The organism is Vibrio sinensis (assembly GCF_003605645.1).
Classification (GTDB): domain Bacteria; phylum Pseudomonadota; class Gammaproteobacteria; order Enterobacterales; family Vibrionaceae; genus Vibrio; species Vibrio sinensis.
Genome location: NZ_QVMU01000016.1, coordinates 1 through 24138, shown reverse-complemented (window position 1 = coordinate 24138; position 24138 = coordinate 1). Strand labels below are relative to the sequence as shown.

The following is a 24138-nucleotide window of genomic DNA, read 5'->3' as shown; positions in this document are numbered from 1 at the left end:
AACCTAGGGATAGATGAGTGAAAGCGGGGCAGGGACGTGCATCAAATCGCCACAGCTAAAGCGACAACTAACATCATAACGTCAACGAATGAAACTAAGATCGCTATTAGAACAATTAGGATTGAAATTAGAGAAATTAGAGGGACAGGCTCCGTTAGAGAGACAAGGAGAATCGTCGATAAAGCCATAAGTCAAACTTATAATCGCTGCCTACACGGGCTTATCTTTATGGCTTTAGTGATGCTGTTTGCCTTTCCCGTTCAAGGAGAATCACTGCCGAGTGCCAAGTTTTTAGATAGTGAAATTTCTCGCCTCAACAATGAATCTCCAAAAAATGAAACCTTAATTAGTCAGTATGAGACTATATTGTCGCGCATCCTTGGTGATGAAAAACAGGTTTCGCAGAGAGATGAATATCGAAGTATTATCACGCAGTTTCCTGTTCAAAGAGCGCGATTACTAAAGAAAATAGATGACGTCGAACAGTTAGATATTTTCAATATCAAGCAGCAGAGCAAGTACAATGACTTGTCTCAATCTATTGCTGCGCTGCAAGCTGGCGTCACAGAATGGCGTTCAACATACCAAACCAATGGTGAAAAAAGTAAGCAATTACTATCAGATAAAAGCTCGTTGCCAAAACTATTAGCGAAAACGGATGGTGAAATTGAGCAAGCGTCTATCAGTAAAAGTGAACAAGGTTCTCAGGTTGAACAGTGGCTCGAAGCCACCAATTTGTCGACGTTGAAATTACAGCGCCAAGTGATTTCTGCCCAGTTTCAAAGCTTAGATGAACGTACGGAATTGCTTCGATTAGAACAGCAGCTACTAGAACGCAAAATCCAAATCGCTGGACCTAAAATCATTGAGCTGCAAGAAAAGCTCACACAAGTTGAGCAAGCATCTGTCAGGAGCTTGATAGAAGAAGCCAGATTAATTAGCGCAAATACGGAAGAGACTGATAGCGCTAAACAGCAACAAATCGAACAGCTCAAAACTTATGCATTGGAACTAGAACAAGTACTGGTTGAAATTGATCAAGCGCGGATTTCATATCAACAAATTGAATCTGAACAGCGTAGCTTGGTTGATGAGCAGCGGTTGATCAAAGATAACCTAGCTTGGTTACGGGATAGCACCGCTTTTGGTGCCTCTATTCGAGCGCAACTGCAACGGTTACCCTCAAAAGTCACTAGTCAAAATATACCTGATGACATCGCAAAGGCGCACATCAGAAAATATGAAATTGGTCAGAAGGTGAATGACTCAGAATTGGCAAGTGCGTTGCTGAAAGCTCAGTCATCGGTTCAAAAACCGGATAAACTCACTACATTGATCGATAAAATCTTAACGCAGCTCGCGCAAGATTATGAAAAGCTTATTTCTGCGTTGAGCCAGTTAAAATTAGCGCAAAACCAATATGCTCAAGAAGTGGAGAAAGCGCGAATATTTCTAAAAGAGCAGCAGCTCTGGACCCGAAGTAACGTGCCATTATGGCAGCACTTAACTCACTTCAATAGTGAAGTTTGGTTCGGCTCAGATGCGCCACAAAAAGGGATGCTTGCGCATATTTCACAAACTCAACTGATCTATTTTTTGGTTGTGGTTTTTACCTATACCAGTCTACTGAGCTATGTCAGTGTGAAGCTTAATCAGCGAGCTTCACGACGCAAAGATGAATTTCAAAAGGTATTTGGCCATCCACTTAAAGATCGTTTTCACTATACGGTTTTATTGTTCATTTTAGCGATACTACGAGCGATAATTTTACCGGTTTGGTATGGCGTAACGGCTTGGGTTGTGTATTGGTTTTGGCCCGTTCCAACCTCTAACGAAGTGACCTCTCTGATACTGACGAGTTCTTCTGGTTTGTTCGTCGTCGAGTTGATTTATGCTTTGAGTTTTCGTCATGGTGTTTTAGCTTTGCATCTTAATTGGCCCGATCATATTTGTGAGTATTTGCATCGTGAGAGCCGACGTATTCGTTGGCCATTTCTCATTATTTTGTCGGCGATTTTTGCCGCAGAATTGATTTCCGGTACCAGCGAAGCAGAAATATCGAGAGTACTGTTTTTATTGCTCATGAGTGCAATGTTGATGGTTTATGTTTCGCTTTTGAAAAAAGATCGCTTGCCCTCAACCTTACCTCGGCCACTGAATCAAGGCCTGTCGCTCAATCTATTTCGTTTGGTAATAATTGGCTCGTTTATCACCATCATTGGGATGGCTGTCATGGGCTTGTACATAGCGTCTTGGATTTTACTAATCTATCAACAACTGACCATCTATGTGGTATTGGCTGTGCTGCTTACTTATCAAATGGGTGAGCGTTGGTTAAAGTTGGAACATCGTCAACTGAACTATCAACGTCTCGTTGCAAAGCGGGAAGAGTTAATTGCGCAGCAAGATCAAGCAGAAGAAATGCCGGAAATAACAGAGCTTAGAGAAACGATCCCTGATGTTGAGGAAAAGAGCCTCGGTAGTGAACAGGTTAGCGAGCAATCACTAACTTTGCTCAGGGGGCTGTCGCTGATTGGCTTGGTTGTTGCCGTCTTAACCTTATGGTCAAGTGCACTAGAGATGACTAGTTGGTTAGATAAAATTGTGGTTTGGCAAGTGAGTGAAACACTCGCAAGCGGAGTACATTTGGTCGACATTACTTTGCAATCTTTGGTGTATGCGTTGACGACGTTGCTGGTGACGTTTGTCGGAGTGCGAAATTTACCCGGAATTTTAGAGCTGTTGATCTTACGCCGTTTAGAATTGGCACCGGGAACAGGATATGCCGTGACAACCTTATTGCGCTATCTGATTTTGATGGGGGGGTTAATGGGGGCATTTTCGATACTTGGTTTTCAATGGTCGAAATTACAGTGGTTAGTGGCGGCATTTGGTGTCGGATTGGGGTTTGGTTTACAAGAGATTTTCGCCAACTTTATATCGGGGCTGATTCTGTTGTTTGAACGCCCGATTAGGATTGGCGACATTGTCACCATCAATGAGCTTTCCGGCACAGTAAGTAAGATTCAAACACGAGCGACCACTATTATTGATTGGGACAACAAAGAAATCGTAGTACCCAATAAAACGTTCATTACTGAAAAATTGATCAATTGGTCGTTGACCGACCCCATTACTCGCATCGTGATTCCGATTGGAGTTGCGTATGGATCAGATGTTGAGAGGGTGGAGGCTTTGCTGTATCAAATTGCTGAAGATCACCCGTTAGTATTGAGCGATCCTGTTCCCTCTGTCGTGTTTCTCTCATTTGGCGCGAGTAGTTTAGATTTTGAATTGAGAGTCCACATTACCGCGATAGAGTTGCGTTTATCGACAGTTCATATCATCAATAAAAACATCGACCGCCTGTTTCGAGAGCATGGAATTGAAATTGCGTTTCCACAAATGGATGTGCATGTCCGAGATTGGCCGCCACGCCCAAGTGGTGCTTAGTGAATAATTGATAAATCCCACATTGTGGGATTCGTATTTCACAATGTGGAATGTTGATAGTTATCACATTATCAATTGTAAAGCGCAGGTATATTTCCCATCGTCAACAAGAGGTGGACTATGAGCACACAAGGTAACCAAGCCCTAGCGAAAGCATTTGCAGTGATTGATGCAATTGCAGCGGGTCATCGTCAGTTAAAAGATATTTGCGATTACTTAGCGTTACCTAAGTCAACGGTCCATCGAATTTTGCAAGGTTTGATTGAAGCTCGTTACGTACGTGAAGTGAAAGGTATCGGTTTAGTACTGGGTACTAAAATGATTCAACTCGGTATTCGAGCTCAGCAAGATATGCCGCTTAAAGAAATCGCTAAACCTTACTTACGAGAGCTTGCCGATTTAACTTTAGATACCGTGCACTTAGGAATCAAAGATGAAGATGCGATCTTCTATCTTGATAAAATTCCGGGTCAGCGACAGGTTCAGATGCGTTCGCAAGTCGGCGACCGTTTACCTCTCGCAGCAACTGGTGTTGGCAAAGCCTTGATGCTGGATATGCCGAAGATGGAATGGCGACGTTTAATTACTTCGCAAACCGATTTAGATGTTGATGTCATGATGGCGCGTATGCAGGAATATGCGAAAAACGACTTTAGTTTTGATTTGGAAGACAACGATGATTTAGTTCGATGCGTCGCTGTACCAATTCGAAATAAATATAATAATATTATTGCTGCTATATCCGTCACGAGCATAAAAGAATATATGCCGGATTCAAGGATGCAGGAATTAATAGAAACAATTACGGATTACTGTAAGAAAATATCTGAACAACTGAATTAATTGCTTGATTATATATGGTTAATGCAAGGTTAATAATCTAGTTATAGATAAAGACGGCCGCATGTTGCTATAGACCCGATGCCAAAGAAACTTGCAAGTGCAGGTTGGTGGAAAGTGGAAGTTCATTCCACTATTGAATAACTATATGTTTTTGATGGTATTATTGTCAGTGCTGCTGACAGTTTAAGTGTAAATTGAATATGTGCGTATTGTTAAAATACGCCGAATACCAATATATATTAATTTCATAAGAGTGTTTTTATATTCTGACGGGTTCTACTTGCCAGTATTGTAATTAATATTATTGATGTTAGTAATAAAACCCACTCTGCGATCGTGATATCAATCAATACAAAGTGAACGGAGTCTCAGGAGAAATTTATAACGATGAATAATGTTGATTGGCTAGTTATCGATTGGGGCACCAGCAATTTTCGAGCATTTGCGATGCAAGAAGATGGCACTCTAGTCGGTAAAACCGAGAGAAATCTCGGTTTACTCCAAGTGGAGGGGGGCGAATTCGCCTCCGTTCTTGAATCCATTTTGCAAGATTGGCTGGGTGAATACCAACATCTGCCTATCTACATGGCTGGCATGGTCGGCTCTGCTCAAGGTTGGATTGATGTCCCGTATGTGGAAGCTCCGGTGAGCTTACCGATGCTAGCTCATGGTGCACATCAGTTCACATTACCTTGGGGCGCACCAGCGGTGATTATTCCGGGCGTTTGTTATCAAGTTCAGCCGGGCCGTTATGATGTGATGCGTGGTGAAGAAGTCCAGCTATTTGGTCTGCAAACTCAAATTAAGCAAGCTGATTTTTCGGCGGCGCTTCCGGGAACACACAGTAAACATGCGGTCATGAGTGATGGCATGTTGAAGAGTTTTCAAACCTTTATGACAGGTGAGTTGTTCTCAGTTATTTCTACTCACACGATTCTAGGCCGTGCATTACCAGAACAAACAGAATCATTAGAAGCGTATCAAAAAGGCATTAACGAAAGTGGTGGTAGCGATTTGACCAGTGCGTTATTTGCAGCTCGTACACATCGCTTGTTTGGTCATCTTGCCCCTGAGCATATCCATGATTACCTATCTGGCTTATTGATTGGTCAAGAGTTGAAGCATGTTACTCATCCTCACTTATATCTCGTGGGCGGAACGGGTTTATGCCAACGCTACCAACAAGCGTGTGAGTCTTTGTCGCTAACCAGCGAACAAGTTAATGGTGATGAGGTTTTCCTCATTGGCATGTTAGAAATTAAAAAGGTAATGAGCCATGACAAATAATACGTTCAACTTAGATAAGCATCTTCCACTCGTTGCCATTATTCGTGGTGTTGAAACTCAAGATGTTATTCGTGTCACCCAGATCTTAATTGAACAAGGGTTCACCATGATTGAAGTACCACTAAATAGCCCAAATGCTCTAGAAAGTATTCGTGTGTTAGTTGAAGAGTTTGGTCGTGATTATGTCATTGGAGCTGGTACCGTCACTACGCCACAATTGGCGCAAGCAGTCATTGATACCGGTGCTAATCTGATCGTGACGCCAAACTTCAATGAGCAAGTGGTTAAGATGGCTTGTGAAGCGGGTTGTATTTCTTTCCCTGGCGTCGTCACTCCAACAGAGGCGTTTGCAGCACTCGCAGCTGGCGCCACTGGTCTAAAATTATTCCCAGTTTCAGTGTTGGGATTAGATGGTTTTAAAGCGTTGAAGTCTGTGTTGCCACCAGAAGCCATCTGTTTCCCTGTTGGAGGTATTAACCCAACGTCGGAGAGTATGAAGCCATATTTAGATTTAGGCGCGAATGGTTTTGGCCTTGGTGCATCACTTTACACTGCGGGCATGTCTGATGAACAGATCCGTACCAATGCAAAAGCGTTTGTTAGCGCGTGGAATGAGTGTCATCCGGCGTAACGTTACATAAAGAGCCGAATATCAAGAACCGAACATCAACGACCGAATAAAAAACAAGGTTACAGAAGACTCGATGATATGAAAAAGGCAGTTCTTGGAACTGCCTTTACTATTTGGGTAATGATTTAGATAACAACCATTTTAGTTCGATTCGTATCGTTATGGATTTTTAGGGAGGGTAAAACCACCATATAAATCAAGACGACGATGACGCAAGTTCGTTACAGAACCCTCAGTATTGAGTTGCTTCAACTTGGTGAGGTCGACATCTGCAAAAATGATCATTTCCGTATTCGCATTCGCTTCATTTAGCGTTGCGTCATGAGGGAAATAGATATCAGATGGCGAGAACACGGCTGATTGAGCATATTGAATATCGACGTTATCGATTTTTGGCAAGTTACCAACACTACCACCAATGGCCACATAACATTCGTTCTCAATCGCGCGAGCTTGTGAACAAAGACGAACGCGTTGATAGCCGTTTTTGGTATCAGTCCAGAAAGGAACAAAAATGATCTGTACCCCTTGTTCCGCCATCATGCGGCCAAGTTCAGGGAACTCACTGTCGTAGCAGATTAAAATGCCGATTTTACCCGCATCGGTTTCAAAAACTTCAACCTTGTTGCCACCATCAATCACCCAATCTTTCTCTTCATGTGGTGTTACATGAATCTTGTATTGAGTATTAATCTGCCCATCACGTTGCAGTAAGTAAGAGACGTTATATAACTTGTCATCTTCGAGAACCGGCATACTGCCCGCGATGATATTGATGTTATATGTCACAGCCATCTGCGCGAAGCGTTGCTTGATCTCTTCGCTGAAACTAGCGAGGAAACGAATCGCTTCCACCGAGTTTTGATCTTTTTGTAACCCCATCAAAGGCGCATTAAAAAACTCTGGGAACAGAGCGAAATCCGCTTTGTAGTTAGCCAAAGAGGAAATAAAGAACTCCGCCTGTTCGAGGCAGTCTTCAAGGTCATTCATCGCTCGCATTTGCCATTGAACCACACCGATGCGCACTAAGGTTTTTTCGACATCGTGAACCGATTGAACATCCTCTTCGTAGAAGAAATTATCCCATTCTAATAGGGTGGCGTTACCGCGCGAGGCGTCATCTTCGGGTAGGTAGCCGCGCATGATACGTTTTACATCAAAATCATTTGCCAGCTGAAAAGAGAGAATCGGGTCGTGCAGTTCACGACGCTTCACTTTATCAATGTACTCCGGCACAGTCAGTTTATCCGCATGCTGGTGATAGTTGGGGATACGACCGCCAGCTAAAATCGCTTTGTAGTTTTGGCTACGACACAGCTCTTTTCTTGCATCATATAGGCGTCGACCTAAGCGAAGACCGCGATAATCTGGGTGAACAAATACATCCAAACCATACATGGCATCACCAGTGACTTGGTTTTGAATGACATTGTTTTCATTAATAATATCTGTGTAAAGGTGGGGAAGAGAAAAGCGGTTGTAATCCACTTTTATCGTCAGAGCCGCCCCCACTATTTTGCCATTGTCCTCAATACAAATTTGTCCATCAGGAAATTGGTGAATCAAATCCATGATGGTTAACCGAGGCCAAGAACCGCCAACATCATGGAAAACGAGATCCATAAGTTCAGCTAATTCTGTGTAGTCATTTGGTTCGATAGTTCGTAGTGAGAGTTTGGGCGTATTTGTATCCATATAAACTAATCCATGTAACGGTATTACGCATAAAGATACGCTGAATTATAGTACCGTGCTATGAATTGCTTTCAGTTATGTGCGCAGTAATAGAGAGTTATCGAGTGTTATTGAGTATCTCGAATTTGAGTGAGATTTAGGAAGAGAGGGAAAGAGATTTAACTGAAATAATCAGCGAATTTACTTATCTTGGAAATTGATAGTTATTAACCGTTTAATGTGATGATTTGCATAATGGCTTAGGTGCAATGAACAAAGTACCCAAATTATGTTGTGGTTGAATTTGGCGCATTTCGCTTTATTTTTCAGCGATATTGACCTTTTAATATAGTTTTCCGCTTGGTCGGATTTGTTTTTCCCTTAAATATCCTTATAGAATGTATGGAATACTATAGCTAATTTGGCTTTGTTTACGGTACACCGAGGGTTGCATGATAGAAATCGTTATTGATGGAAAATATCGAATCGTAGAAAAAGGGCGCACTCTTCTGGAAGTGGCTAAAGTGTGTGGGGTCGAGATCCCATCACTATGTGGCATGAACAAAAGTGGTGAAAAAATACCGTGCGATTTGTGTGTGGTTGAAGTAGAAAGCGATGCCACCAAACAGACATCTGAACGAAAGGCAACAAATGAGCTAAAGCGTACGTGCGAACTAAAACGCGCGTGTGAGCTAGAAGTGTACCACGGCTTAAATGTGGTTACTCAATCCAAGCAACTCAGTGCTCACCGTAAACAAGCGCTTAACCGCATCATGACAGATCACTATGCCGATTGCGAAGCGCCATGCAAAACGGCTTGCCCTGCTGGGGTTGATATACAGTCATATCTTTATCATATTGCACAAAACGATCATCAAAAAGCGATTGAAGTAATTAAGCGCACTTTGCCTATGCCATTGTCGATTGGCCGCGTTTGTCCTGCGTTTTGTGAAAGTGAATGTCGTCGCTCTTTGGTGGATGAACCGATTGCGATTCGTCAACTTAAACGTCACGCTGCTGATGCGGATTTAGCTGCGTACGAAGCCTATACACCAGTAAAGAAAGCGGACAAAGAGCGTCATATAGCGATTGTTGGCGGTGGGCCTGGGGGATTAACCGCAGGTTATTACTTATCGAATGAAGGCTATAACGTTACGGTATTTGAATCGATGCCAAAATCCGGCGGTTGGCTTCGTTACGGCATCCCAGAATATCGCTTACCGAAAGATATCCTCGATAAAGAGATCGAGTTGATGTGTCGCAACGGTATGCAAATTGAAACCAATAAAAAGTTGGGCCAAGACTTTACGCTTTCGCAATTAAGCGCTGATTATGATGCGGTCTGTTTGGCCGTTGGTGCTTCGCAAGCGGTAGAAATGAACTACACAGGTAGCGACTTAGATGGTTGCTACTTGGGTGTCGATTATCTTAAAGATTATGTGACTGATCAGCACTATGTGACAGGCCAAAAAGTGGCTGTCATTGGGGGAGGTAATACCGCGATTGACTGTGCACGAACCGCTCGTCGTGCTGGCGCTGATACTACTTTGATTTATCGTCGTACCCGAGATGAAATGCCAGCAGAAGATTACGAGATTGTCGAAGCTGAACACGAGGGCGTCAAATTTCATTTTCTGACCAATCCAGCGGAAAATATCGCTGATGATGCCGGTCGAGTCTGCGCGATTCGCCTTGAACGCATGGCATTGGGCGAAGCCGATGCTTCAGGCCGTCGTAGTCCGAAAGCGACGGGGGAGTTCTTTACCGAAGCCTTTGATACTGTCATTGCTGCGGTTTCACAAAAGCCCGATTTAAGCTTCTTAGATAATGACTCCCTAAAGATTCCACTGACGCGTTGGAATACTGCTGACGCCGATGATCTGACGATGCATACGGGCACGGGCAATATATTCAGTATTGGTGATTTTCGCCGTGGCCCTGCTACTGCGGTTGAAGCGGTGGGGGATGGCCGTGTGGCCGCTAAAGCGATCGATCTATTCTTAAATGGTGATATGGCAGACATGCCAACGCCAGCGTTTAATTCGCGCAAAGAGAAAAAACTGGCTCAAGTCGATCCACTTCATTTTGAGAATATTCTAAAAGTATCGCGCTCTATCATGCCAGAGCTAACACCAGCACAGCGCGAACAGAGTTTTGCTGAAGTTGAACTGGGCTTTGATAATGAAGAAGCGATGCGTGAAGCGGCGCGTTGTTTAGAGTGTGGCTGTCAAGCCAATACCGATTGTGCACTGCGAGATTACTCTACTGAGTATCAAGCTGAGCAGCATTTTGAACCATCGCTTACTGTCTCAAATTCTGGAGTAATCGGGCATCATGATTGGCTTGATTTGCGTGCCAAAGATCCACGCCATAAATACAGCGTTGATCGCAGCTCTGAATTTATTGAATTTGATGCTAACCGTTGTATTAGCTGTGGCCAATGTATTCAAGCCTGTCGTGAAACTGCGGTGCATGGCGTATTAAGTTTTATGTGTGACAAAAATGGTCGCCCAGCCCTACGACCTGATGATCGTCCACGTTTTGCCATGAACAACAAAGATACACAAAGCGCCCGTTCAGCTCAAAACACCAACACAAGCTGTGCCAGTTTCACCTTGATGGGAGACTCAAACTGCGTTCAGTGTGGCGCGTGTGTACAAGCTTGCCCTACGGGTGCAATGGTCGATAGCCGCGATCGCTCACAAGGTCGTGATGAACATCTGAAAGCGGTGGATACCATCTGCACATACTGTGGCGTGGGTTGTAAATTGACCATGATGGTCGATGAAACCAAAAATACGATTCGTTACGTCAAGGGTGGTGATTCGCCCGTTAACCAAGGCATGTTATGTGTAAAAGGTCGTTTTGGTTTTGACTTTATTGGCAACGAAGAACGCTTAACCACACCATTAATTCGTAAAGACGGTTGGTTGCAACCAGCAAGTTGGGAAGAAGCGATTCAGCTGGTGGCGTCTAAGTTTAGCGGTATTAAACAAGATTTTGGCAGTAATGCGCTGGCTGGTTTCTCATCCGCAAAAACCACTAATGAAGATAATTATGCGTTCCAAAAGTTTATTCGTCGTGAGTTAGGCACAAACAACGTCGATCACTGTGCGCGTTTATGTCACGCATCAAGTGTGACTGGGCTAGAGGCTTCGCTTGGTAGTGGAGCGATGACGAATGACATTCCAAGTATCCAACACTCGGATGTGATTTTTATTATCGGTTCTGATACCACATCAGCCCACCCAATCATTGCTTCACACATCAAACAAGCAATCCGTCACCACGGTGCGCGTTTGGTGGTTGCCGACCCTAAACGTGTTGATATGGTTGATCATGCCGAACTCTATTTAGCACATCGCCCTGGTACGGATGTGATGCTATTGAATGGTGTGATGCAACAAATCATCAAAAATGGTTGGTACGATCAAGAGTACATTGAAGAACGTGTCGATGGTTTTGATACCTTGCTACAAGAAGTCATGTCGCCAGCATATAACTTGGATAAAGTGGAACTGGTCACAGGGGTAAAAGCGCAAGATATCTTTGCGATGGCACGCATGATTGGTACTGCTAAACGTACCGCAGTTTACTATTCAATGGGTATCACACAGCATACTACTGGGCATGATAACGTGCGTTCGATAGCTAACCTGCAATTGCTGTGTGGCAATATTGGGATTGAAGGTGGTGGTATTAACCCACTGCGTGGCCAATCCAACGTGCAAGGTGCGTGTGATATGGGCGCATTGCCAAACTGTTATCCTGGCTATCAAAAAGTGTATAACCCAATGGTGCGCCAGAAGTTTGCGATTGAGTGGAATGCTCCAAACTTACCTGAAGAGCACGGGTTAACTCTGACTGAAATCATCGATGCGGCTTGTCATCGTGACGTACGCGGTTTGTACATTATGGGTGAAAACCCAGTGCTGAGCGATCCTAACCAAGCACACGTGATCGAGGGTTTGGAAACATTGGATTTCTTAGTGGTGCAAGATATCTTCTTAACCGAAACCGCTCAATACGCCGATGTGGTATTGCCGTCTTGTTCGTTTGCTGAAAAATCAGGTCACTTCACTAATACTGAGCGTCGTGTTCAGCGTGTGAATAAGGTCGTTAATGCGCCTGGTGAAGCGAAAGAAGATTGGTGGATTATTCAACAAATCGCCAACGCAATGGGCAGTGACTGGCACTATCAAAGCGTGGCGAACATCACCAGTGAAATCGCCCGCGTGACTCCACAATATGTTGGTTTACTGTGGGAAAATATTCCACCAAACGGCGTTCAGTGGCCAAGCAATAAGAATAATCCACAGGGTACTCGTATTATGCACCAAACGCAGTTTACCCGTGGTAAAGGGCAAATGGTGGGTATCCCGTTCCGTTATGCAGCAGAGTTACCGGATGAAGAGTATCCGTTGGTGCTGACCACTGGTCGTGTATTGGAGCAGTTCCACACTGGTACCATGACGCGCAAAACGAAAGGCTTAGATAACCTTGCTGGGCCAAGAGCGATGATCAGCGTGGAAGATGCCGAAGCACTAGGTATTAGTAACGGCCAGCGTTTAAAAGTCTCTACTCGTCGCGGTAGCATTGAGATTGATGCTTTTGTCACGAAGCGAATTCAAAAGGGCTTGGTATTTATTCCTTTCCACTTTGTTGAATCGCCAGTTAACCGACTTACATCAACGGCAACCGATCCACATGCGAAAATTCCAGAGTTCAAAGTAGCAGCCGTGCGCGTGGAAGTGTGTGAAACGATGGATGTTTAGTTTTTTCTATCGATCTTTAGTGGTTAACTCGGTGCGGATGACTCAGTGACAGGTAGTTGAGAGATAACGACGTTCCCCTGAACCTAGACAAACTAGGTGCATGGGGGACGGTTTGTTTTAAAAAGCAGACGATTTAGATTCAATCATCGAGTCATTTAAACACTGCACCAAATTATTGATGGATGAAGTATCAATAGGTGAGTAAACCAATGTATTGCGTTTGTTTTTCATTAGCTTTGCATTATACAAGTATCGATAAACCTGCTGCCAAAGGTGGACTTTTCCTATGCTCATTCGTGTGGCTACATCAGGGCTTAACCAGCCGTTAAACCCTTGCCAGAATGTATGGCATCCATCGAGAGTATTAGGAAATAGGGCGTAGATCGCTTTGATTGATTTAGGCTTATGAGGCGTCAATAAACCAATCCCCACCTGCCATTGTTTATTGTGGCGCAATAACTCAATTTGATGCCATCGTTCGTTCCACCAACTCATACTTCTGCCCAAATCACTCTGAGCATTTGATTGACTATTTGCGCAGGAAAGGTGCCAGTAATAAAGCGATGTTGTACCGTGATTAATGGAATGAGAAAACGCCGTCATCGCAGCGCCACGTAGAAAGCTTTCATGTTCTAGTAGCAAATTGATATCAGTATGACTTGGTAACCATTGATGCAGGTTTTGCATGTGAGCGTGGGCAGCATAAACTGGGCGCAATAATGTCCCCTCACCAAGAGATGCATGAATACTGAGGCAATAACCAAGCTGATCAAATTGGCTTCGTGCCAGAATCTTAGTGTAAGTTTTCTCAGCACGAGCCAATACATCAGGCTCGTCACTGAAATCGGGTTCTTGATGAACTTGAGCATAACGACTATTTTCAAGCCAATGTGTTCCCTGAATACCCGGGTGCGAAGCTGAGCTGTGATGTTCTTTATCAGCAATATCGATAGGATAGAGTGCGTTATCACTAATCAAGTAAACGTACCCTGTACTCGCATCAACCGTCGCTAATGTCCACACATGTGCATGGCTTTGTTTTTGAGATCGCTGCTGGCGTTGTAATCCCGAACGACAATATTGGATATGGCTCCGCGTCTGTAACGTGATTGGGGATGGTGCCTGCCAATGCTGCTGTTCATGCAGACGAGTGAACTGGGTTAATAGCGTCGCAAGTTGCTTCAACCGTTGATTGAATATTTTACTGCTTAGCCCAAGTTGTCGTTGTAGATGGTTCGGTTTAACTCCACTTAAAAGTGCATCCAGTAAAGGTTGCAGTGTCGTTGTGATAGCAGCAGGATTCGGCAGTGCCTTGACCTTATGACATTCACGGCATTGAACTCGCTGACTACCAGTTGCTGTTTTGCCATAACGAAGCCAAGTAGCATGGCTTTGGTAATCACATCTTTGGCAATCACATCTTTGGTTATCACAATGGAAGTAGGGCTCAAATTGGCGTTGTTGGATTTGCTCAGCCAAAGAGAGGATGGGGGGATTGAGTAGTTCTGGAGGATAGGCACCGCATAATTCGCAGTGCCATGCCGGATAACCGAGTCGATTTGATAGAGAATAATGGGCGAAATCAGGCTCGCCGCTGTTTGAGCAACCGTAGGTTTTGCATCCGTTATATTCTTGTCGAAAAGACACGTGTTAAACGTTCCTCGTTAGCGACTGATATCAATTTGGCGACCTAGAGGAGGCACAGTTATCTGTTTTTGTGCTTTAAATTGGTCAATCAAAACTTGCATCACAAGATCGCCTTGAGAAACAGGCGTTCCTTTAGCAAAAACATGGTAACCATCACCACCACTTGCTGCGTATGAATAAGTCGCAACACTGTATTGCTTGTTATCTTCCGCTGGCTTGCCATTAATGTTCAGAGATAATAAGCGTTCACCCTCTGGTTTACGGCTATCGTATTTCGCTTCGATGCCAGAGAATTGCGCCAAACCATACGGCAGAGTGTAACTGTATTCAAGCAGCTCTTTTACTTGTTTTCCGCTGATAGATACAACTGCTAGTTTATCGGTGAATGGGAACACATTCATGACATTTTCAAGTGTCACAGGGCCGCTATTTAAATCCACACGAATGCTACCTGAGCTGATCATACCAATGTCAGCTTTTCCTGTGTCACGCATCATATCTGCGACAAGGTTGCCGATATTCGATTCACGGTAGTAACGACGAAATGCGGTGTCGTTAATGGTTGCGATTTGCTCACTCAGTTCAGGGAAGCTTGCTCGTGCCTGATCAATTAATTCACCGGTTTTTGTATCACGTTCTAATTTGTCGGACTCTACTGGAATGAGTTTGCCATCTAGCAGTTTAACGCTGTGTTTTTCAGTATCTACAGCAAATTTGGTGTAGCCCAAATATTTACCTTGACCAAATGTCAGGCCAACGACGGTTCCTGTATCTGGATGAACAACAGGTTCCCATAAACCATGATCAGAGTGACCACCAAAGATGACGTCCACACCTTTTAGTTTTCCAGCCATTGCGTAATCTTCATCGAATCCGCGTTGAACTTCAGGATCGGCTTCTTTGTCTGTTTGCATCGGAGCGGTTTTATTTTGATGGGTCAACACCACCACCATGTCCACTTCATCTCGAATTTTATCAACCCAGAATTGTGCGACTTCGATTGGATCGTCAATCGTTAAGCCTTTGCGATTACCTTTCCACATGGTGTTATAAAACGCATCAATCCCCATTACGCCAACGACGCCAATACGAACACCATCACGTTCAACAATAGTGTATGGTTGTGCGAATGGTGCATTGTTTTGTTCGAACTTGATATTGGCATTCAGTACTGGGTAAGCTGCGCGAGGCATGGTCTCTTTTAGTGTTTTCCAGCCATATTCAAATTCATGGTTACCTAGGGTTATCACGTCGTAACCCATAGCACTGTAAAGGTCGAATGCCAGTTTGCCTTGTGTTTTCTTTGATAGTGAACCGGTAAAAATATCGCCAGCATCAAACAGAAAACTGACCTCTTCTTGTGCGCGAGTTTCATGGATCAAAGTAGCTAGATAAGGGATACCACCGATTCGTGAAATATCCGGGTTCCAAAATGCATCAACAGGTTCATAGACACTTTCAATATCATTGGTGTGCAGCAGTGTTACGTTCTTAATTTCTGCCAAAGCTGAAAATGAGCTCCCCAGAAGTAGCATGCTGAGAGAAAGAGCAAGAGTATGTTTTTTCATTATTAACCTATCCGAAAAATTGGTCGTAAAGTGAGGTGAACCGAATTGGCGCCGACTATAATCAAGCGTTGCATAAATATATGCGATGCTGATCACACCAAAAGCAATCGTTTACGTCACTTTGAAAGAAGTTACCAAATCAGTTGGTTTTGCTCGCTAATTCAATGCTTTTTAACTTTTGTGCGTCTTTCGCTTTATCGGTGAGGTTAGGGAATTGACGCATAAAAAAAGGACTCATAGAGTCCTTTTTCGTTAATCGCTTTATCTCAAACTTGGTTCTTTATACATTTCACTCACGGATAAGCTCAGTGTTTAATTGATATAATTTATCAACCAATAGTTCATGTTCAATACTGTAATGAAAGGACCGATGACAGTTTGGGCACAATGCAACACAATTGGAAGCAGTATCAGAACCACCTAAAGAGAGCCGCCTTACATGATGAACTTCTAAGTAAGGAGAACCGGATAAAGTCATAAAGGGAGCTTGTTGTTGGCAAAATTCACATATCCCACCTGCTCGGTTTAATACCCAAGCTTTTACTTGTGGCGAACGTTCATAAATAATGGTTGAACGATAGCTCGCCTTAGGTTCACTTGTACCAGTGGGCTTGAGTGACCGGTTCTTTTTTTGATAAGACAAAACCTCTGGCGAAAAAATAGGTTATGTCAATAAGCCATCACAATGAACAGCTTTTTATACTAAGTAGAGGGCGTATTTCGGGTTTAACCATGCGTTAAACCCGAATTGGAAAGGAGGTGTTAGGAGGTAAAATATGAATTGATTTAATTTTCAGTTTACTACTGCGAAAGTGGTTTACTGTATTTTAAGACTAAACAATTCTTATCCCAGTCGGCATTACGCGTTCAGGTGCCAACAATACACATTCTGATTCGTCATCCGTTTCCGCACAAAGCAGCATGCATTCCGACGTTTCACCTCGCATCTTTGCTTTTGCAAGATTGCATAGAACCACGACTTGTTTACCCACTAATTCTTCTTCTGTGTAGTACGGAACTAGGCTCGTGACTGTTTGCAGCGTGGTCTTGCCGATATCAATCTGTACGATATACAGCTTATCTGCGTTTTCGTGACGAACAACCTCAATTATTTTTCCTGTGCGCATTTCTAGTTTTGCGAAGTCTGGGTAAGCAATAGTTTCCATCATTAAAGCTCCGGTAAATTTTTACTAAAAATAATTTTCACGATATCAGTCAATATAATAAATACAAGGATAAATATCGAATTTTGGTTAAAATGTCGATAATGAGTTTGAATCTGACTTGTGAGGTGACAAATGGTAGGCATAAATTATTGAAGAAAACAGGTTTACTAAAAGTTTGTGCTTCCGTAACTACCTCTTTACAATGAATGAATTATCGCTGGAACAGTCGGCTATGCCGACGAGAAATAAACATGGCAACATTAAAAGATATCGCTACCGAAGCGGGCGTTTCACTTGCAACCGTATCACGCGTGTTGAATGATGACCCGACACTAAGCGTAAAAGATGACACGAAACACCGTATCTTAGAGATTGCTGAAAAGCTGGAATACCGCACTAGCAGTTCAAAGAAAGCCACAAAAGAGACCAAACGACGACACCACTTTTTGGCGCTCTATAATTATAAGCAAGAAGCGGAAGTGAATGATCCGTATTACTTATCGATTCGTCACGGCATTGAAACGCAGTGTGATAAGTTGGGTATCGCCCTAACCAATTGTTATAACAGTGAAATTTGCATTGAAATACAAAAGATTACAGGTGTGCTGCTAGTTGGAAAAATCGATCAGCGAACTATTAATCAGTTACCCAAGCACTTAGCTGACAGTATCTGTCACATCGATTTTTCAGATCAAGAACGCTCTTATGATTGTGTTGATATCGATCTGGTGCGTATTAGCAAGCAGGTGATTGACTTCTTTATTGATCAAGGATACGAACGTATTGGCTTCATCGGTGGGCAAGATGAACCGAATACCGCAGACATTCGTGAAAAAGCTTTTGTGGAATATGGGAGTCTGAAAGGTGTTGTATCAAAAATTGATATCTACCGTGGTGATTTTTCAAGTTTGTCCGGTTATAACCTAGCAAAAACAATGCTGACAAAAGAAAACTTTCCTAATGCCTTATTTATCGCGTCAGACTCTATTGCTATCGGCGTATTGCGCGCTATTCACGAATTTGGCTTGAACATACCGCAAGATATCGCTTTGATTAGCGTAAATGATATTCCAACAGCACGTTTTACTTTCCCACCGCTCTCAACAGTGCGTATTCACTCTGAGATGATGGGGATTCAAGGGGTAAACTTGCTGGTAGAGAAATATCGAGACGGTCGCGCATTGCCGCTGCAAGTTTATGTACCAAGTAAGCTTAAGTTACGTGGTACGACAAAAGCGCTCGACTGATCCTTACATTTTATTTTGTCAAAAAGCACTGACACGTCAGTGCTTTTTTTATGTCTATATTCCTCATTTTTTTATCACTTTTACTAGTTTTACTTACCCTTAGTCGCTTCTTTTTACATCAGAACGTAAGTTTTTTAACCAGGTCACATCATTTAACTCAAAACTAAGTCAAAGCGTGATTAGGTTAAAGTTAACCGGCTTTAGGTGTTTATTTTAGTAAAACTTTTACTAAAATCCACTCGGTAAACTCATCGAGTCTTTTTCAACAGAACGTCGGCAGTCACCAAGACATTTAAGCCGAGGGAGAGTAATCGTGAACAACTGGGAAAAATTCCTACATCTACATGAGAACCGTATGGCACCACGTGCTTATTTCTTCTCATATGACTCAGTTAAAACCGCACAGACATTCCAACGTGAGCTTAGCGATCGCTTTATGCTGCTTAGTGGTCAATGGAATTTCAACTTTTTCACTAACCCAATGTTGGTGCCTGATGAATTTTATTCACAGAAAATGTCTGAGTGGGGGCAAATTACCGTTCCAAATATGTGGCAAATGGAAGGTCATGGTGACCTTCAATATACCGACGAAGGCTTCCCATTCCCAATTGATGTGCCATTTGTGCCAAGTGATAATCCTACTGGGGCATACCAGCGCATTTTCACTCTTAGTGAGCAATGGGATGGCAAGCAAACTATTATCAAGTTTGATGGCGTTGAGACCTACTTTGAAGTGTACGTAAATGGCAAATACGTTGGTTTTAGCAAAGGTAGTCGTTTAACGGCAGAGTTCGACATTTCCACCTACGTAAAACAAGGTGAAAACTTACTATCGGTTCGTGTAATGCAGTGGGCTGACTCCACTTACATCGAAGACCAAGACATGTGGTGGACAGCAGGGATTTTTCGTGATGTTTACTTAGTCGGAAAAGAACAAGTTCACATCCAGGATCTCACTGTTCGTACCAATTTTGCTGACGATTACAAAAGTGCAACAGTAAACTGCCAAGTTGAAATCGAGAACCTTAGCTCGGTGATTGCAGCTGGTTACACCTTAGAGTACACGCTACAAGATAAAGGTAATGTGCTAGCTAGCGGTCAAAGCGACGCCCTATCTATTCAAAGTTCTAACACTACAAATCTAGTCATTGATATGGTCAATCCAGTTCATTGGACTGCTGAAAATCCTTATCTCTACTATCTATTCATTACTCTAAAAGATAGCCAAGGCAATGTGCTTGAAGTTATCCCGCAGCGTGTTGGTTTCCGCGACATTAAAATACGTGATGGTCTGTTCTACATCAACAATCAATACGTGATGCTGCATGGTGTCAATCGTCATGACAATGACCACCTCAAAGGTCGAGCAGTAGGCATGGATCGAGTAGAAAGAGACTTGGTTTTGATGAAACAACATAACATCAACTCCGTGCGTACCGCTCACTACCCTAACGATCCCCGTTTTTACGAGCTGTGTGATATTTACGGTTTGTTTGTGATGGCAGAAACAGATGTTGAAACTCACGGCTTTGCTAACGTTGGCGATTTAAGCCGAATCACGAATGATCCAGCATGGGAAAGTGTTTTTGTTGAACGTGCCGAACGACATGTTCATGCGCAAAAGAACCACCCTTCAATCATTATGTGGTCTCTGGGCAATGAATCCGGTTATGGCTGCAACATTCGTGCTATGTACGCGGCGACTAAGGCGATTGATGACACGCGTCTTGTTCACTATGAAGAAGATCGTGATGCAGAAGTCGTTGATGTGATTTCAACTATGTATTCACGTGTTCAGTTAATGAATTATTTTGGTGAACATCCACACGAGAAGCCACGCATTATTTGTGAATACGCACACGCGATGGGTAATGGACCTGGTGGTCTTACCGAGTATCAAAACGTGTTCTACCAACACGATCACATTCAGGGCCACTATGTGTGGGAATGGTGTGACCACGGTATTCTGGCTCGAGACGAGGATGGTCAAGAGTTTTACAAATATGGTGGCGATTATGGCGATTACCCGAACAACTATAACTTCTGTATGGATGGATTAATCTATTCTGATCAAACACCGGGGCCGGGCCTTAAAGAATACAAACAAGTGATTGCACCGGTAAAAATTGACAAAGTAGAAGGTGAGCAAAATAAGTTCATTATTAAGAACAAACTGTGGTTCACCAAGATGGATGATTACACTATTACAGCTGATGTCCGCGCAGAGGGTGAAACCTTACGTACGGTACAATTCAAAGTTGAAGCCCTTGATGCAAACAGCGATCGTGAAGTAGTAATTAATCTTCCTGAGCTTGATGAGCGTGAAACTTTTATTAACTTCACTGTGCGCAAAGACAGCCGAACCCTTTACAGTGAGGCAAACCACGATATCGCGGTTTATCAGTTCCAGCTTAAACAAAATACAGCATCTCAGCCTGCATTTAGCAACCACAATGCCATACCTTTGATAGTGAATGAAAGTCGCATGGAATATGTGATTGAAGGCCACAACTTCACACTCACATTCTCGAAAGTGAACGGAAAACTAACATCTTGGCGAATCAATGGTGAAGAGTTGATTCAATCAGAACCGAAGCTGAACTTCTTCAAGCCGATGATTGATAACCACAAGCAAGAGTACGAAGGCTTATGGCATCCAGCGCACCTGCAAATTATGCAAGAGCATTTTCGTACATTACATGTGCAAGCGACGAGTAATGCGGTTTCAATAACAACGACTAGTATTGTTGCACCGCCTGTGTTCGATTTTGGTATGCGCTGTACATACCGCTATCAAATTAATGCGCAAGGCCATTTGAATATCGAACTCAGCGGTGTTCGCTACGGTGACTACCCTCATGTAATTCCTGTGATTGGTTTGGATTTAGGTATCAACAGTGCTTTTAACCAAGTTAGCTACTACGGTCGTGGCCCTGAAGAAAATTACCAAGACAGCTGTCAGGCCAACATGATCGATGTTTACCACACCAATGTTGACGACATGTTCGAAAACTACCCATTCCCACAAAACAATGGCAACCGCCAAAATGTACGTTGGGTATCACTGACTAACCGACATGGTGCTGGCTTATTAGTGAAACCACAACAAGAAATCAATTTCAGTGCATGGTACTACACCAATCAAAACCTGCATCAAGCACAGCACACTATTGAACTTGAAAAGAGTGGTTATATCACACTCAATCTCGACCATCAGGTGATGGGACTAGGTTCAAACTCATGGGGTAGCGAAGTGCTCGACTCTTATCGGGTGTACATGGATGAATTCAGTTATGGATTAACGGTGATACCACTTCAAAGAGGTGATTGCAGCGCACAAGCCATGGCACGTCATAACTTCAATAACGCGTTTTTTAACCAAGACAACACTCAACCAGAAAATGAGGCGTAATCCATGATCGTGTTAGACAACTTAGAACAATTCAAAGTGGTGTACCGCAATGGTCGCAAATGGAACCGATGCGTGGAAGCCATCGGTAATACTGAAAAGCTCAGAGACGGTGTGATGTATTCCATTGGGGATTCGCTGGCTTACATGATTGAGGACGGCATCGCCGAACAGACAGAAACGCTTGTCGGTAATCGGCGCTACTTCGATGTGCACTACTATCTCGAAGGCCGTGAAACAGTTGAATTTGCCAACAAAAAAAACCTCCAGACTAAACAAGCTTACAGTGATGAAACTGACCGCGAATACTTTATTGGTCAAGGAGAAACACGCGAGCTTTTCGAAGGTCAGATTGCAATTTTTGAAAATGATAAAGCGTACCGCTTCCATGGAGATCACAGGGTAAGAAAAGTGGTGCTCAAAGTGACTATCGAAGATGGCTACTTCTTAAATAAATAAAAAAATCAAGAGAAAGACTGCGATCACATCATTGTAAGTCTTTCCTCCCTACACATCAAAAGTGATTCATCGGAGATAGAATATGTCTGAATCCAAACGTAATACCATAGGTAAATTCGGGTTATTGTCCTTAACATTTGCCGCAGTATTTAGCTTTAATAACGTAATTAATAATAACATTGAGATTGGTCTTGCTTCTGCACCAATGTTTTTCTTAGCAACCATTTTTTACTTCATTCCTTTTTGTTTGATCATCGCAGAGTTCGTATCTCTGAATAAAGACTCCGAAGCGGGAGTGTACGCTTGGGTAAAAAGTTCACTAGGTGGTCGTTGGGCGTTTATTTCTGCCTACACCTATTGGTTCGTTAATCTATTCTTTTTCACCTCTTTGCTGCCTCGTGTTATTGCGTATGCATCGTACGCATTCCTTGGATATGAGTATGTTTTTACCCCATTAACTACAACTGTGCTAAGTATGATCTTGTTCGCATTCGCGACTTACGTATCGACTAATGGTGCTAAGATGTTGGGGCCAATTACGTCAGTCACATCTTCTCTTATGCTACTTTTAACTATGTCTTACATCCTGCTTGCAGGTGCAGCATTAATCGGTGGTGTACAACCTGCTGACCCTATCACAGTAGAGGCAATGATTCCGGAGTTTAGTTGGGCATTCCTCGGTATTACTACTTGGATCTTCATGGCTGCTGGTGGTGCAGAATCGGTCGCAGTGTACGTGAACGACGTCAAAGGTGGCTCAAAATCTTTTGTTAAAGTAATCATCATAGCGGGTATTTTCATCGGTGTGCTTTACTGTGTGGCTTCTGTGCTCATTAACGTTTTTGTTCCGAGTGGTACACTGAAATATACAGGCGGTTCAGTTCAAGTATTTGAAGGTCTGGCTACACACTTCGGCCTATCTGAAATTATAATGAACCGCTTTGTCGGCTTAGTTTCATTCACTGCGATGTTTGGCTCACTATTAATGTGGACAGCAACACCAGTAAAAATATTTTTCTCTGAAATTCCAGAAGGTATCTTTGGTAAGAAGACTGTTGAATTGAACGAAAATGGAGTACCTGCCCGTGCTGCGTGGTATCAATTCCTGATTGTTATCCCACTGATGGTCATCCCAACGTTAGGATCAAATACAGCACAAGATCTAATGAATACAGTAATTAACATGACAGCAGCAGCTTCAATGCTTCCGCCTCTATTCATCATGCTGGCTTACCTAAATCTACGTCTAAAATTGGACCATCTTGAACGAGACTTCAAAATGGGCTCACGTAAGGTCGGAATCGCAGCGGTATCTGTGTTAATCGCAATCTTTAGTGTTGGCTTCCTTGCATCAACTTTCCCAACGGGAGCTGATATTATGACAATCCTTTTCTACAATGTTGGTGGTATTGTAATCTTTCTTGGTTTTGCTTGGTGGAAGTATAGCCAGTATGAGAAATCACTAAACGAAGAAGATCGAGTAAAAGAAGCAACACCGACTGCAATATCCAACTAGTTCATAGTGGTACGGGCTGAGCCCGTACCACCATAGAGTTATGTTACGGAAAGTACAAATCTCCCCCAAAACCCCATTTTATTTTTATTGTAAATGCTAGTAACTGATTGATTATATGTGTCAATTTTTACTTATGCTTGTTCGCTAGGTTGCCCAACATCAATGGTGATGTGTAAGGCTCGGTTACACTAGACGTTGACAAACCAACACTTAATAGTTGCCGAATAGTCAGTAGTTCGTTACCCATACTTTTGCCCACATTTTTTACCGCAACAAACTGACCGCTCAATCTATTTGTGCTGGATTCACTTAAAGGGACAGGCACTGAGGGATCCCCACAAACTTAAATCCTAAGCTCTTGAGCCAACTGTATTTTTTGGCAGAAGGTATTTATAGTTCTTCGCCAAGATGACATTGTTATAACTAGATATTTGTTTTTTAATACTCGTTTCCCAAGGGTGAA

The 24138-nt window shown here is 43.0% G+C and carries 15 protein-coding genes; 9 read left to right on the top strand and 6 right to left on the bottom strand.

Annotated elements, in window-relative coordinates; genetic code table 11:
- Positions 1–228: 228 nt before the first annotated feature.
- From DZ860_RS15390 to DZ860_RS15375, 4 genes are all read left to right on the top strand, one after another.
- Positions 229–3453: a mechanosensitive ion channel domain-containing protein gene (locus DZ860_RS15390; protein ID WP_120032919.1), complete on the top strand. Its 3225-nt coding sequence runs from the start codon at positions 229–231 to the stop codon at positions 3451–3453.
- A gap of 120 nt (positions 3454–3573) precedes the next feature.
- Positions 3574–4296, top strand: coding sequence for an IclR family transcriptional regulator (locus DZ860_RS15385; RefSeq protein WP_120032916.1), 723 nt, complete (start codon positions 3574–3576; stop codon positions 4294–4296).
- 387 nt (positions 4297–4683) lie between these two features.
- Positions 4684–5583, top strand: a complete 900-nt coding sequence (locus DZ860_RS15380; RefSeq protein ID WP_120032914.1) for a 2-dehydro-3-deoxygalactonokinase — start codon at positions 4684–4686, stop codon at positions 5581–5583.
- Positions 5573–6214 carry a 2-dehydro-3-deoxy-6-phosphogalactonate aldolase gene (locus DZ860_RS15375; protein WP_120032912.1) on the top strand — a complete coding sequence of 214 codons (642 nt, stop codon included), beginning with the start codon at positions 5573–5575 and terminating at the stop codon, positions 6212–6214. Before DZ860_RS15380 ends, DZ860_RS15375 begins: the two co-directional genes overlap by 11 nt.
- A 159-nt stretch (positions 6215–6373) precedes the next feature.
- On the opposite strand, the gene DZ860_RS15370 is transcribed toward DZ860_RS15375, so the two are convergent.
- Entirely contained in the window at positions 6374–7909 is a 1536-nt protein-coding gene (locus DZ860_RS15370) for a bifunctional GNAT family N-acetyltransferase/carbon-nitrogen hydrolase family protein (protein WP_120032909.1), read from the bottom strand.
- A gap of 431 nt (positions 7910–8340) precedes the next feature.
- Between DZ860_RS15370 and fdhF the strand changes: the two genes are divergently transcribed.
- Positions 8341–12663 (top strand): formate dehydrogenase subunit alpha, encoded by a 4323-nt coding sequence (gene fdhF, locus DZ860_RS15365; protein ID WP_120032906.1) that lies wholly within the window; start codon positions 8341–8343, stop codon positions 12661–12663.
- 117 nt (positions 12664–12780) lie between these two features.
- Here fdhF and DZ860_RS15360 read toward each other — a convergent pair whose 3' ends face one another.
- The 4 genes from DZ860_RS15360 to DZ860_RS15345 form a co-directional block, all read right to left on the bottom strand.
- A complete protein-coding gene (locus DZ860_RS15360) occupies positions 12781–14310 on the bottom strand; it encodes a hypothetical protein (RefSeq protein ID WP_120032903.1) in 1530 nt (509 codons plus the stop codon).
- Positions 14311–14327: 17 nt separating this feature from the next.
- Complete coding sequence (locus DZ860_RS15355) at positions 14328–15878, bottom strand: bifunctional metallophosphatase/5'-nucleotidase (RefSeq protein ID WP_120032900.1); 1551 nt, start codon at positions 15876–15878, stop codon at positions 14328–14330.
- A 289-nt stretch (positions 15879–16167) separates the two neighbouring features.
- On the bottom strand, positions 16168–16521 hold the full coding sequence (locus DZ860_RS24890; RefSeq protein WP_279386836.1) for an HNH endonuclease: 354 nt from the start codon (positions 16519–16521) through the stop codon (positions 16168–16170).
- A gap of 190 nt (positions 16522–16711) precedes the next feature.
- Positions 16712–17044, bottom strand: coding sequence for a tRNA-binding protein (locus DZ860_RS15345; protein WP_120033108.1), 333 nt, complete (start codon positions 17042–17044; stop codon positions 16712–16714).
- Between the two features lie 251 nt (positions 17045–17295).
- On the opposite strand from DZ860_RS15345, the gene ebgR reads away from it, so the two are divergent.
- The 4 genes from ebgR (at position 17296) to DZ860_RS15325 (ending at position 23675) form a co-directional block, all read left to right on the top strand.
- A complete protein-coding gene (ebgR, locus tag DZ860_RS15340) occupies positions 17296–18291 on the top strand; it encodes a transcriptional regulator EbgR (RefSeq protein WP_120032894.1) in 996 nt (331 codons plus the stop codon).
- A gap of 313 nt (positions 18292–18604) precedes the next feature.
- Complete coding sequence (ebgA, locus tag DZ860_RS15335; RefSeq protein WP_120032891.1) at positions 18605–21703, top strand: beta-galactosidase subunit alpha; 3099 nt, start codon at positions 18605–18607, stop codon at positions 21701–21703.
- A 3-nt stretch (positions 21704–21706) separates the two neighbouring features.
- A complete protein-coding gene (locus DZ860_RS15330) occupies positions 21707–22159 on the top strand; it encodes a beta-galactosidase subunit beta (protein WP_120032888.1) in 453 nt (150 codons plus the stop codon).
- An 82-nt stretch (positions 22160–22241) separates the two neighbouring features.
- The gene (locus DZ860_RS15325; RefSeq protein WP_120032885.1) at positions 22242–23675 is read left to right on the top strand and encodes an amino acid permease; all 1434 of its coding nucleotides are present in this window, start codon (positions 22242–22244) and stop codon (positions 23673–23675) included.
- Between the two features lie 127 nt (positions 23676–23802).
- On the opposite strand, the gene DZ860_RS24305 is transcribed toward DZ860_RS15325, so the two are convergent.
- Positions 23803–24000, bottom strand: coding sequence for a hypothetical protein (locus DZ860_RS24305; protein ID WP_133305446.1), 198 nt, complete (start codon positions 23998–24000; stop codon positions 23803–23805).
- Between the last annotated feature and the right edge of the window lie 138 nt (positions 24001–24138).